Source organism: Cohnella herbarum, assembly GCF_012849095.1.
Taxonomy (GTDB): Bacteria; Bacillota; Bacilli; order Paenibacillales; family Paenibacillaceae; genus Cohnella; species Cohnella herbarum.
The window spans coordinates 5,287,146-5,299,935 of sequence record NZ_CP051680.1; the positions used below are offsets into that span (position 1 = coordinate 5,287,146).

At 47.7% G+C, this 12,790-nt stretch carries 8 protein-coding genes and 1 pseudogene; 3 read left to right on the forward strand and 6 right to left on the reverse strand.

Translation table 11 applies throughout. The features are described from left to right. Positions 1–408 precede the first annotated feature (408 nt). The 5 genes from HH215_RS22540 to HH215_RS22560 form a co-directional block, all read right to left on the reverse strand. Complete coding sequence (locus tag HH215_RS22540; RefSeq protein WP_169281948.1) at positions 409–960, reverse strand: hypothetical protein; 552 nt, start codon at positions 958–960, stop codon at positions 409–411. A 1,051-nt stretch (positions 961–2,011) separates the two neighbouring features. Then, positions 2,012–3,751: an ABC-F family ATP-binding cassette domain-containing protein gene (locus HH215_RS22545; RefSeq protein WP_169281949.1), complete on the reverse strand. Its 1,740-nt coding sequence runs from the start codon at positions 3,749–3,751 to the stop codon at positions 2,012–2,014. A 172-nt stretch (positions 3,752–3,923) separates the two neighbouring features. Further along, positions 3,924–4,604, reverse strand: a complete 681-nt coding sequence (locus HH215_RS22550; protein WP_169281950.1) for an MIP/aquaporin family protein — start codon at positions 4,602–4,604, stop codon at positions 3,924–3,926. Between the two features lie 138 nt (positions 4,605–4,742). Then, on the reverse strand, positions 4,743–5,210 hold the full coding sequence (locus HH215_RS22555; protein WP_169281951.1) for a DUF8821 family protein: 468 nt from the start codon (positions 5,208–5,210) through the stop codon (positions 4,743–4,745). Positions 5,211–5,235: 25 nt separating this feature from the next. Beyond that, positions 5,236–5,715, reverse strand: coding sequence for a GyrI-like domain-containing protein (locus HH215_RS22560; protein WP_169281952.1), 480 nt, complete (start codon positions 5,713–5,715; stop codon positions 5,236–5,238). Positions 5,716–5,787: 72 nt separating this feature from the next. Between HH215_RS22560 and HH215_RS22565 the strand changes: the two are divergent. After that, positions 5,788–6,027 (forward strand): annotated as a pseudogene (locus HH215_RS22565) (hypothetical protein); the annotation flags it as partial. Between the two features lie 85 nt (positions 6,028–6,112). Here the strand turns inward: HH215_RS22565 and HH215_RS22570 are convergent. Beyond that, entirely contained in the window at positions 6,113–9,490 is a 3,378-nt protein-coding gene (locus HH215_RS22570; RefSeq protein ID WP_169281953.1) for an immunoglobulin-like domain-containing protein, read from the reverse strand. An 846-nt stretch (positions 9,491–10,336) separates the two neighbouring features. On the opposite strand from HH215_RS22570, the gene HH215_RS22575 reads away from it, so the two are divergent. Beyond that, positions 10,337–11,074, forward strand: coding sequence for a hypothetical protein (locus tag HH215_RS22575; RefSeq protein ID WP_169281954.1), 738 nt, complete (start codon positions 10,337–10,339; stop codon positions 11,072–11,074). Between the two features lie 13 nt (positions 11,075–11,087). Continuing rightward, positions 11,088–12,776 carry a vWA domain-containing protein gene (locus HH215_RS22580; RefSeq protein ID WP_169281955.1) on the forward strand — a complete coding sequence of 563 codons (1,689 nt, stop codon included), beginning with the start codon at positions 11,088–11,090 and terminating at the stop codon, positions 12,774–12,776. Positions 12,777–12,790 lie beyond the last annotated feature (14 nt).

The window sequence follows — 12,790 nt, forward strand, 5'->3', positions numbered from 1 at the left end:
AGTAAGATTAAGGTGGCCATCACTTATGATACGGTTCACGATATCATCTATCGAGCGAAAAAACCCAGTCACTCAAAATGGTGCCCTGGCTTAGTTGAAAGGGATCAAGCTGTGCGAACCGTGGTTTGATAAATCACAATTCGACGTCATATGATGCTATCACTATATCTACAATCAATAATTAATACTTGTTTAGAGGGGCAAACATCAATATAGTCGCGGCAAGGGTTTTGTACAAATGACTACGAATCAGAAAAATAGTAAATGGCTTCTCCTTTACTTGCCTTTTCCTCAATGGAACTGTCATAAGTATTAATTCATAGAAAATCACTCAACTCATTTTTTTTGCTGTTCCTTAATAAGCTCCTTTGAAAAATTACTTTAAACTTTATAAACCCTAGTGAAGTTTTAATCCTCTTCATATCGTGCAAGACTTACAGCGTCTACTGGCGCCTGTACTTTACAAACTTCTACTACATGACCAGTGTTAGTTATTTGCATAGGTTCATATCCATGCATCAGCGCCCACTTACCATCAAGGAATCGCTTCAAATAAACTATCTTAAATCCCTCGTCGGTATCAGTCACAAAAAATATTTGTGAATATCCTATTTCTTTTCTGGTTTTCATATTGTAGCTACAATAAAAACCATACAATTTATTTCCAATAATAACTCTACTTAAAGCTTCACCATATGTTGCATTCTGATATTCTTTTACCAGAAAAATATGCCGCTTTATAACGTTGTTTTTATTTATTTCCGAAAACTCTACCATGTCTTCATCAAACTCGGCACCGCTTCTTTCGTGTTGATATTTCACTATTGAATGTAAAAAAGACTTGGTTTTATCAGTAAGTTCCTTGCTTTCTTCATCAGACATTTCCTTTGTAAATATGGACACTGTTGAATGATATTCAGCTTCCAGAAACTCATTAAAAAAATCTACCACTGTTTTCATATGAAATTATTTCCCACCCTCATTAATAAAGTAAATTTAAAATCATTGAGCGTTATACTCCGCAAGTCTAGTAAGCTCTTCACTTTATGAGGCTCCAGATAAGTCACTTGAACATCTAAAGTGAAATAATCGGTGGAAGTGTAATATAAATTACGAGAATAAATAATTATTTCTCCAAAAATACAAAATTTGATTATTATCAATAAAAACAACACAAGGATTTTGCTTCAGTTAATGTAATTAACGTATTTAGTATTTCAATCCACCGAATATTGTTAATCAAGATTTGTGAATTTCAATCATTATGCCTAATACAAGCCAATAGAGGTAGACTTTATTAATATTCTTCAAGAATGCTTAAGTTCCTATATGGCTCGAAAATAACATCATAAAAAAGGCACAGCCCTTCATCCTCGGGTGCAGTGCTATACTTGGGTTTGAGTAACAACGTAGTTTAAAGATTGTATGTTACCTTAATCAGAAAAAACTTCATTAATTTCCCTATTGTTTCTGAATCTTTTTGAAATTCTGGAGAATCAAGATTAGTGTCATCTTTCACGATCATGTTGAAGTGTTTCAAGCTGGATGCAAGATGTGATCCACGTAGAGGGTGGCATGCCAGCGATCGTGAGCACCGAGTTGTTTCAGCAAATCAAGCAAAAATGGATGCCAATAAACAAAAGGCCGGACGGCAGAAAGCGAAAAAGATCGTGTCGTTGATCGCAACATCCTTGAGATCAAAAAATTCATTAGTAGTTTTGTAGAAATGGTCATCGTTTACAAAGAGTATGTGGAGCCAATTCTGAAGGTTCCTGTTACGGCTTTTGAGGAAAAGAAAAAACCACAACCTCGTGCGGTTGTGGTTTCACATGGTGGAGGCGAGGGGAGTTGAACCCCTGTCCGAAGCTCACTCCTCAAAACTTAAAATCACTTCGTCCTATTTATGATACGGTTCAGCGTAACTCACCTAACGGCGAAATTACTTTATAACTAAAATGAAACGACCGTTCCCCGGTAAAATACCGGGAAGCGGTCGTTGCGTTAATATTATCTAAAGTAACTTAATCAGCTCTTCCAGCTCATCGACGAATTTTTTTGCAAGTTCGAAATCCGTATCTTTTAAAGCCGATTCTATTTTCATTTCGACCGATTTTTTCTTTTGTTCCGTTTCTAAATAGTCTTTATCAAAATGGCTAGCATAAATCATCTGCCTGAATTTTCGCATACTCATTTTTCTAACCGTCTTATCCTCGATGATTAACACATAATCCATACCGTTTACGACGGAATAGAAATCATGAGAGATCATGAGAATCGCGCCTTTGAATTCTTTAATGGCGTTCTCCAGTGCTATTTGCGTATAGGAATCTAAATGGCTTGTCGGTTCATCCAGAAGCAATACGTTTGCTTTACCGGCAGCGACTTTAGCCAATTGAACAATATTTTTTTCTCCGCCGGATAAGGATTCTATCTTTTGATTCAGGATTTCTCCTTCAAAACCATAGTTTGAAAGATAAGATTCGATCTCGTCATAAGTTTTAAACCCCGCATCGATGAATTCTCCTAGTAGGGTATTAGAGTCTTTTAGCATTTCACCTTGAAGCTGTGATAAATAAGCCACTTTGGCATCCGCATTTATTTCGATTGAATCATGATTATTGTTAAAGATTTCTCGAAGTATAGTCGTTTTTCCGGTACCGTTCGGACCGATAATGGCCACTTTATCCGTAGATTTAATCTCAAAGCTAACATTGTCTAGCAGCAACTCATCAAAGGCAACGCTATAATTATCGACCTTGACGACAAGGGCGTCGTCCAACTCGTTTTCAATATCAAAACGGATATTCGGTTGCTTAATCTCCACGAACGGCGCTTTAATTCTACGCGCTTCCAATCTCTCTTGATAACTAACCCTAGCTTTTAACGCTCTGCCTCTAGAGGCTTCTGCGTTATAAGTCGCAATAACTCTTAGATGATTGACGATTTTCTCGTTTCTCTCGATCTCTTCCTGTTCGGCGACCGCGAGTTCCTGCAACTCGATTTTCGTCTGAAGTAATGAGAAGTTATACTCCAAATATCGCCCGTCGAACTCTTGGATCTCCCTATTTTCAAGGTGAATGATCTTGTTGAAACAGTGATTCAATAAATAACGGTTGTGCGTAACGACCAGCAGCATTCCTTTGTACGAATTAATGAGCTTTTTCAGTGCATTTAGGTTTTCGAAGTCTAAAAAAACATCCGGTTCGTCCATAATCATCAAGTCGGGACGATTAAGCATTTCCTTCATCACTTGAATAAGCTTGAATTCGCCGCCGCTTAGGTCGGATACCTTTAGATCTTTTCGATTCAAGAGGTTTGCTAGATTTAGCTGCTTATGAATGTTACTTTCAAAATCTTCCCCGCCCATTGTATCAAATGCGTCCAAGGCTAATTGATACTTTTCCAGCAACGGTTCTATGTCTTCCGAAGTTTCCATTTCCGTGCAAATCGATTGAATTTCATTTTGAATCTTTATAAATCGTTCTCCGATATACTCAAAAACAGTTGTTTCTCTAGCGTTGTCTAGTTCCGAGAACTGACTTACGTATCCGATCGCGCAATCGGGGTCCATCTCTAATTTGCCATCGAAAAGATATCTTTCCGGGTCCATCAGTATCTCTATCAATGTACTTTTCCCACTGCCGCTTGTTCCTATAAAAGCGCAATGTTGATCATTTTCCAGCGTAAATGAAACGTTGTTATATAGTTCTTTTTGCGGAAAGGAGAAGGATAGGCGTTCGACTTTTATCATAGTGTTACCTTTCTATATCACTAAAATAGTGATTATCGTTAGATGTTTGGCTACATAAGATTTAATTTTACAGTAGTTAGAGTAACGGCGTATACAACCAACTTCTGTGCTCATTAAAAAGCCACCGCCCGGAATCGCAGCAGTGGCTCGTGCCTAGAGAAATATAGATTGGCTAGGCTTTGCGAACGTTCAGTAGCCGGTAAGCGGCTAACGCCAGCAGCGCTCCAATGAACGGAGCCGTGACGAAAACCCACAGCTGGGACCATGCTTCTCCCCCGAGCAGAATCGCCGGTCCGAAGCTTCTCGCCGGATTGACCGAAGTTCCCGTCAAGCCGATGCCGAGAATATGTACGAACGCAAGCGTCAAGCCGATGACCAGCCCGGCGACTCTGCCGTTACTGGCCTCCGAAGTCACGCCGAGAATGGCGTAGACGAATACGAACGTCAAGACAACCTCCACCACAAAAGCCATCAGCGTGGTAATGCCGATGCCGTAGCCTTCGCCGAAACCGTTCTGCCCAAGGCTTGTCACCGCCTTGCCCGTCGAGTCGATGATCGCGTACAGCAGCGCCGAACCGGCGACGGCACCGGCAACCTGGGCGACGACGTAGCCATAGAAATCTTTGGCGGAAAGCTTCCGGCTGACAAGCATGACGAGAGATACGGCCGGATTAACGTGGCAGCCGGAAATCGGGCCGATCACGTAGGCGAGCGCCACGATCGACAAGCCGAAAGCCATTGCGATGCCCAGATACCCCAGCTCGCCTCCCGCCGTGGCAGCGCTTCCGCAGCCGAACAGAACGAGTACGAACGTGCCGATGAATTCAGCCGCATACTTTTTAAATGATTGCAATTCTATCCCTCCCAAGTAGAGTTTGCTGTCAGTATATGCTAGTAATATGACAAAATTCTAAACATGGGGTTGAAAACGGCTGAAGAAAAAATAAAAGGCACCCAAACGGGTGCCTTACTGCAAGCGGTGCGGATAGCTTCAATACTCTCCTTTAATGACGAAGAACGAGCCTCGAATGGTCCCTGCCAGTTTGGACTTCTGTCTTGCGAATTTGAACTTCTTCTCTTCCAGCTCCTTAGGCACTTCCATCCCCTCGGATAACTTAAACCCTACGGCCCGCTTCTTAGGGTCATCCACCGTATACAGGACGTTGACCGCTAGACCGTCCTCATAAAAGACGAAGGCCCATCTAATATTTTCTACTTGGAAAAGCGATGTTTCCAGCGGTTTGGCCGCAAACGCGATACCGCGTTCTTCTTTCAAAACCCGGTTCACGTAATCAAGCGTCTCCTGGCTTTCGCTGGCCGGTAAGACAGTAAATTCGTGCTTGTATTTGTTCATGAAGTATCGGGCTTCATTCGCACGCAAACCAGCTAATGCTTCTGCTACCGGCGAAGATTCCAGACCGACCGTAGATACATCCTTAAAATTAACGATAGTGGACATTGCTCATTCCTCCTATTGATCTTGTTTACCTCTCCACGACCGGAATCCACATTTCCCCATATACAAGGCTGTCTCGCCGCCCCATCTCGACCGTTGCATTGGGCCCGCCGACATAGGCGTAACGATCGACCGTTGGCAAGACTTGACCGAAGGCAATGCCGGTAAGCCTGCTGCTCAACTCATCAGCCGACTCCCCCTCGCCTTTAACGACGAGGCATTGTCCCTTAGGGAACTGGATCACTCTATGTTCTTCCGGCACCGATGAATCGGTCATCACGCCGGCATAATACATCATCTTGTGATTTACCGCTTCGTTTACGGCAAAAATATAGTCGTTCGCGGCGATTGCCTTTAACGTGTCCAGCCTTCCATCCTGCTCCACCGACCGCCAGAAATTTTCCTTCTCTTTGTTCATGCCGGCATAATCCGTGTAATCGCTTTTCAGTTCCGTTCCGATACCAAGAACGATAAAGCTGTCTTTTTCCTCAAAGGCATACGTCGCCATTATATTTCAACTCCCTTTTTTAATGGATGAATCGACACCTTACCTAATATTAGTTCCCTAGGTAGTAAAAGTCTCGGTCCCAAGGCGATTGCCCAGTTCAAGAAATACCATCCATTGAACATTACTATTTCATACACGAATCCTTATCAAACCACGGCTATCTTAAAGACTTTCATTAAGGTTCATCATCCGGATGAATTGACCGAAATAACGAATTGGCTGCTTTTCTTAAGCGGGGATATCAAGTTCAGGGAAATACCGAAGGAAGTCGTAGAAGGATTACAGAATCCGGGGAAACCACTTCACACATGACAAAATGATGTACGGTTACCCGTATCATTCTAATCGAATGCAAAAAAAACTGGCGACTGTTGAATACAGGCGCCAGCAACTTTTTTTACAGATATCCAAGCTTGCCGAGCAAACGGCTCAGCATAAGTGCCATTTCTGCGCGGGTTGCGGTTTGATGCGGCTTAAAATTGCCTGCATGGTCGCCTTTAACGATGCCGTAAGCAAGCATTTGCCGCACTGCCTCGGCAGCCCATTTCGACACCTCGCTCGAATCGTTCAGCAGCGCCGAACCATTTTCCGGGGCATTGGAGGCGGAGCCGCTATCGTATTCGATCGCTCTCGCAAGGATGACCGCTAGTTCTTCCCTTGTAACAAAATCATTCGGGCGGAAGCTTCCGTCCTCGTATCCGGTCACCAACCCGGCCGCTGCTGCGGAGGAAACCGCCGTTCCGTACCATTGCCCCGCAATATCGGATAAAGCTGCGGGCTGAGCCGCCGCGGGGATACCTAGCGCCCTGACCAGCAGCGCTGCTGTCTCCGCTCGCGTTAAGCGGGCATTCGGATCGAAGATGCCCTCTCCTTTTCCTTCAAAAATGAGCATAGAAGCCAGCTTCTCCGCTTCGTATCTCGCCCAGTGTCCTTGCATATCGGCAAAAGCTTTCCGGTTAACCATATTCACGTACAAGCCGTCGCTGCTGACGGGAAGCAACGCATAGGCCTTCCCCCCAACATTTTCATATCGGACCGGAACATATTGCAGCTGCCGAAGCTGCTCGTTCCATACCGTTACAATTGTATCTGCGTCGGTATTTGGAACCGCAATGCGTCTTTCTACTTTGCTGCCTAATTGGATAATGGCAATTTCAGCCCCGTCGCCATTGCTCATAACAATCTTAAACTGAACAGGACCAGACAATAATTGTGCACCCCGGGATTTCAGCTCTGTCAATAAAGAAGCATCAACCTCAATCTCTCCAGCATATATCGCAAAGTTGAGTTTATCGCCGTCCTTGCCTGCATTTTGCTTATCTGCGGCAGCAGCCAGCTCGGAGACAGGCAGCCTCATTGTGCCGCCGGCCGTTGACACTTGAAACGCAAACGAAGGATTCAACCGGAGCAGTTTGGTTGCCGTTTCTGCGCTCAGCTCGAAATATCCCTTTGCTGTATTCTTAACAAATTCAATCCATCCGGATTTCACTTGAGACTGCGTAAGTTTAATTCGTTCCTTCTTATTATTCTCGGCGATGAAATCGATATAAAAGTCCGATTGCGGCTGCTCAGGCTGCTTAGGTTGCTCGGGCTCTTTAGGCTGTTCAGGCCCCACAACAATTGGATTATTCCTTAAAACAATCAATTGAAACTGGCGGCTGTCCGATTCCAGCCCTTTCGTAACTGTAGCCGTTAGCGTAACCGTTTGGTCTCCGGCCCCATACGATGGCCGTGATACCGAACCATTAGCGGGATTAATCAGCTCCGTTCGGCTTGAAGCCCATGTAATGGCAGAGCCGTTCAAGCCTGCAGCCGGGAGCGTCAGTCCATTGCGCACTTGCGTCTCGTCATCTCCGGCTGCGTAACCGATCGCAAGCAGCGCCATATCTCTTGTTACCGCCTCTTTGTCCGTCATATCGGCAGCGATGATCGTTACATTGTATTGGACGTTATAGGTTGTCTGATTCGCATCAACCGCTGCTTCCAGCGTTACGGCTGAATCGCCCGCCGAGTAAGCCGGCCGATGCACGGCTCCTGTTGTTGCATCAAGCAAGCCGTTGTCTGAGGACGTCCAGCGGATCGGACGGCTTGCAGCATCTGTGCCCGGCAGCCCAACATTCGATTTCACCGCACCGGCCGTCTCTCCTGCGGCAAACACCGGCTTTGGAGCGGCATAGACAGTTAACTTGCCTGTGTCGGTTATGAGCTCATAATTGGACAAAAGGTTCAACGGATCGAGAAGCTGTGCAGTAATATCATAAACACCCTCAGCGCTAACTATCGTCGCCGCCGATTCATACTGTGCAGTGATGGAGTCGCCGGCGACTACGCCTGTAAGCGTGCCGTCGAATTGCGGATTCACATTGCCGACCCATCGAGACGCCGAATTCGGCGCAACGCGAAGCTCGGCCTTCGTAACTGTAAGCCCGCCTTGCTCAATGACAACATGATAGTTGCTCAGCTTGCCTCCCGGATCAGATAAGGCCGGAACGATCGGATACAATCCCACCGGGCTTGACACGACTGCTGCTGTCGAATAGGACGCCAGAATAGCATCTCCATTAACAAGACCGGTGATCGAACCCGATAGAGATGGATTGCTTTGCCCATATGCCCGAGCTTGATCCGCAGCAGTGACGGTTAAGAGTGCCGGCGTCACGGTTAAAGTGCCCGGCGAATAAGTGATTGCATACTTCGTTGATGTCAAACCGCTGGCTGTTAGGTCATAATTGCCGATTGTGCTGGATGCGTCGGCGTGAGTCGAATACACTGGCTGCCCAAGCGAGGAGGCCGTGTCCCATGCCATCAGTCCGCCAAAGCTCATTGTGAAATTGCCATTAGACGTTCCATAGGGTCTAGTCGCATTGTTAGGCGTTACAGTGAGCGGGGCTTTGTTGACCGTAAGCGTCGTTGTCTGCTCCGCCGCAGGGTAAGGATACGAAGCTGCTGTCGCTACTTTCAGTTCATAGCTGCCCGCAGCTTGTCTAATTGAATAGCTACCTGAACCATAACCCGCTGCATTCGTCGTTAAGTAACCTACCGAGCTTCCATCAAGGTAGACATTAACCCTCTTTCCTGCAAGCGGCCCTTCCGGAGTTGTCAGCGTCGCCGATATCATTACCGCTTGACCGTATGTACCGGTTATGGGAGAAACGGCGAGCGTAGTCGTATAATCCCTTGGAGAATCACCGACATAAGTGGTAAAGCCCATATCATAATCGGACCAATTGGAAGCCGTATAAGCTCTTCCTCCTGCATATACGTCGGTCGCATAGTGCTTCCATGTCGTTACCGGCGTATCACCGATGGAAGACGTTAAGTGCATCGTATACTGCTGTCCTGCCTGCACCTGTGCCGGCTGATCGAACAAAGCGGACAGCCAGCCTCCTGGATTGTACGGAATATTGCTACTGCCAAAAGTCGCTGAAGCAAGCACCGTTCCGGACACGCTTTGTCCTGCATAGATACTGAGCGTAAACACAATTCCCGAGCTCCCGTAATCCGCCATATACAAGTCAATTTGATTCAAATAGCCGGACTTGCCTGCCGTAAAGCTTTGAGCAAGTCCGTTCGCCCGATACGTGCTCCCCGGATCGCCTGCTCCGGATGTTTGGTCAGGCGCATCAGCAGCGGCTGCCGCCAATGCGGGCAGCGCGGCAAGTATCGGCACAAGCGTAAGTATCAATGCCAGCAAAAGGCGGACCATCCAAGATGTCGTCCGACCGCAAATGGCTTCCTTCTTTTCCGTATGTCCCCAAGCCATTGTTCTTCTCACTTCTCCTCTCACAATCGTTTCCAGATTATTCTATCATCACGGCGTCTAGCAAATTATTAAAGAGTAATAATATGGAACGTAATCAATATAAAAGAACTCTATACCCTAAGGGTGTTAAATTTCTTCTCCATAGATCCGCATTACTTTTAATTATAAAGAACTTTTCCCGAACTTACTGTGACTGCGATTACAAATTGTAATTTATATCAGGATCAATTCAGCGAAGAAGATCAGTTGGAAGTAGGCAGAACAATTGGCGAGATTGTATAATTCTGCTACATATCAGGCTGAACGCGATCGTCACCTCGATCTCTCCGTTTCGCTCCATGCGTGATAAGGTTCGTTCTCTCATCGGGGATTCCCTCATAGAAGTTTAAGTTCGATGTCCGAGAAATACTCAAAAATTTCCTCTCACTTATGATACGGTTCAGCTTAACGGGTCTATCGGCGAAAAATCCGCCACGTCGTGTGCGCGTCAATCTCCTTGTTCACTTCAATCCGAACTCAAGAGGAATACTACATATGATGTCGATCATAAACGGTTGCCAATATTGTTATAAACCAAGTACCGTTTTCCTTCACAGTAAGAAATTCTGTCTTTCATTTCCGCAGGTGCTATATTTCGCTTTACATTCCTCATTAAACGGGCCAAAGCCCTCAACTCCCGTAATATCGGAAGAATGAATTTCAAAGATCTTGTCGAAAAACAATTCGTGGCAATCCGTACGCTAGCATAATATGATAGTATTTAGTGATAGGAACGGATTTCCAGATCGGCCATATATTCATCGTGAGCGGCTTGCGTGGCCGGACAATCCTACACCGGAGTGAAAGGGGCTGCAAGACGTGGCTGCAAACAATTACATAAAAATGCTGGGACTAACGGCCGCTGTGGCTGTCGTCGATATCCTTACGCTCTCTCCCGCCTTCGCCGGCGTGATGATAGGCGGAGGCTCGCTGGAGACCGCGCTGGGCGTTACGCTGCTGGTCGCCAGCGCGATCGCGCTCATATACGGAAGCTACAACTGGCTGTACAAGGCGAAAATCGTATTGACCCCGGCCCGGATCGAGACGCGCGAAGACTTCTTGGCCGCGCTGGCGCCTTACAGCCGAATCCGGGCGCTTGCGGAGGACGTCTCACTGACGCTGGAGCAGATGGAGCGCATGGACAAGAAGAAGGCGACCCTGCTCAAGGTGCTGCAACAGCGGTTCGACCCCGTAGAGATGAGCTTCGCCAAGTTTGCGTCCGTCGCGGACGAGGTGGAGAATCTGTTCTACTTGAATATCAAGAGCGTGCTCAATAGGCTGGTCGTGTTCGACGAATCCGAGTACGAACGAGTGATGACTCACAAGTCGGCGCGGTACTCGCCCAAGCTACTGCAGGAGAAGACCGCATTTTACACCGAATACATGGCTTATATCAAGAACGCGATCGGTACGAACGAAGAGATGCTGCTGAAGCTCGACAAGCTGCTGCTGGAGATTTCCCGATTGGACAGCATCGAGCCGGGCGACATCGAGCAGATGCCCGCCATGCTGGAGATCGATTCGTTAATCAAGCAAACCAAATACTATAAACAATAAGGGGTGCGATACATTGAGCAGCGGCAAGAGATTTCTGTTGGTTACTGGCATTATTCTAGTCATCGTGTTCGTCATCGTCTACTTGGGCGTTAATCTGTCCACGAACTGGGGCAAGTCCGACAAGCAGATGGCGTCGGAGGATGCGGTTAAGCGGCTGAGCAAGCTGTATGGCAATATCGATGTGACGACGGAGGCGCCTGTCAAAGGACAGATCAATCTCGATCCGGTCGATGTAGCCGCCTCTTTGCCCGATATCTCCAAGTTCCCGATCACGGCGGACAGCACGACAACCGATTATGCCGAGATTTTTTCCTCGACGGAGAAGTCGGGGACAGGCGATGACGGCTGGCTGACGGATGTCGCGAAGGATTTCAACAAGGCCAAAATCACCATAAACGGAAAGCCTGTCTCGGTCAAGCTGCGCAATATTGCTTCGGGCACGGCTGCGGATTATATCCGGTCGGGCAAGTACGTGCCTGACGCCTTCACGCCCTCCAACGAGCTGTGGGGCGAGATGGTGAAGGCATCCGGCGTCAAGACGCAGCTCATAACGAAGCGGCTCGCCGGCAACGTCCCCGGTATCGTCATCTCGAAGGCGAAGCACGACTCGTTCGTACAGAAATACGGCGAGGTGACCGTCAAGTCGGTGATCGACGCGATCGCGGCGGGAGAGTTCTCTATGGGTTACACGGACCCTTTCGCCAGCTCGACCGGCCTGAACTTCCTCGTGACGACGCTGCAGACGTTCGACAGCGCGAACCTGCTCAGCGACAAGGCCGTTCAGGGGTTCGAGAACTTCCAGGCCAACGTGCCGTTCATTGCATCCACGACGCTGCAGATGCGGGAAGCGGCCAAGTCGGGCGCGCTCGACGGCTTCGTGCTGGAGTATCAAACCTATGTCAACACGGCGGAGCTGAAGGGAGCCTACGTATTCACCCCGTTCGGCGCGCGGCATGACAGCCCGCTCTATGTGCTTGGCAACGTCTCCGCAACCAAGCTCGAGATCATTAAGAAATTCTCCGAGTTCACGGCCCAGGCCAAATACCAGGAGACCGCCAAGGATAAGGGCTTCAACGGACTTGAAGATTATCAGCCCAAGCTTGACAAGGTCGAAGGCAGCGTCCTGATCGCGACCCAGAAGGTGTGGAAGGAAAAGAAAAACGGCAGCAAGCCAATCGCAGCGGTATTCGTAGCTGACGTCTCGGGCAGCATGGACGGCGAACCGCTGAACCGTCTCAAGGAATCGCTGAGCAAGGGGCAGAAGTATCTAGGCCGGGATAATAGCATCGGCCTCGTGTCTTACTCGAGCAATGTTACGGTCAACCTGCCGATCGGCAAGTACGATACGAACCAGCAGTCGATGTTCGTCGGCGCGGTGGACAGCTTGCAAGCTGGAGGCAACACCGCGACCTTCGACGGCGTCGTCGTGGCACTCAAGCTGCTGCAGGACTACGCGGCGGCCAACCCGAACGTAAAGCCGCTGATCTTCGTCCTCAGCGACGGAGAGACCAACGGCGGCCTCAAGCTCAAAGAGATTCGGGATCTCATCGAGTATTACAAGATTCCGATCTACACGGTCGGCTACAACGCAGACATCGCAGCGCTTCAGGATATCTCAAGCATCAACGAAGCGGCCAGCATCAACGCGGATACGGACGATGTCGTCTACAAGCTCGGCAATTTGTTCAACGTTCAAATGTAAGTCATAGAACCTTG

What these genes read in the sequence shown, in the direction of transcription:
- HH215_RS22540 (WP_169281948.1), bottom strand. Translation starts at nt 960, where the DNA reads ATGAAAACAGTGGTAGATTTTTTTAATGAGTTTCTGGAAGCTGAATAT.
- HH215_RS22545 (WP_169281949.1), bottom strand. Translation starts at nt 3,751, where the DNA reads ATGATAAAAGTCGAACGCCTATCCTTCTCCTTTCCGCAAAAAGAACTA.
- HH215_RS22555 (WP_169281951.1), bottom strand. Translation starts at nt 5,210, where the DNA reads ATGTCCACTATCGTTAATTTTAAGGATGTATCTACGGTCGGTCTGGAA.
- HH215_RS22560 (WP_169281952.1), bottom strand. Translation starts at nt 5,715, where the DNA reads ATGGCGACGTATGCCTTTGAGGAAAAAGACAGCTTTATCGTTCTTGGT.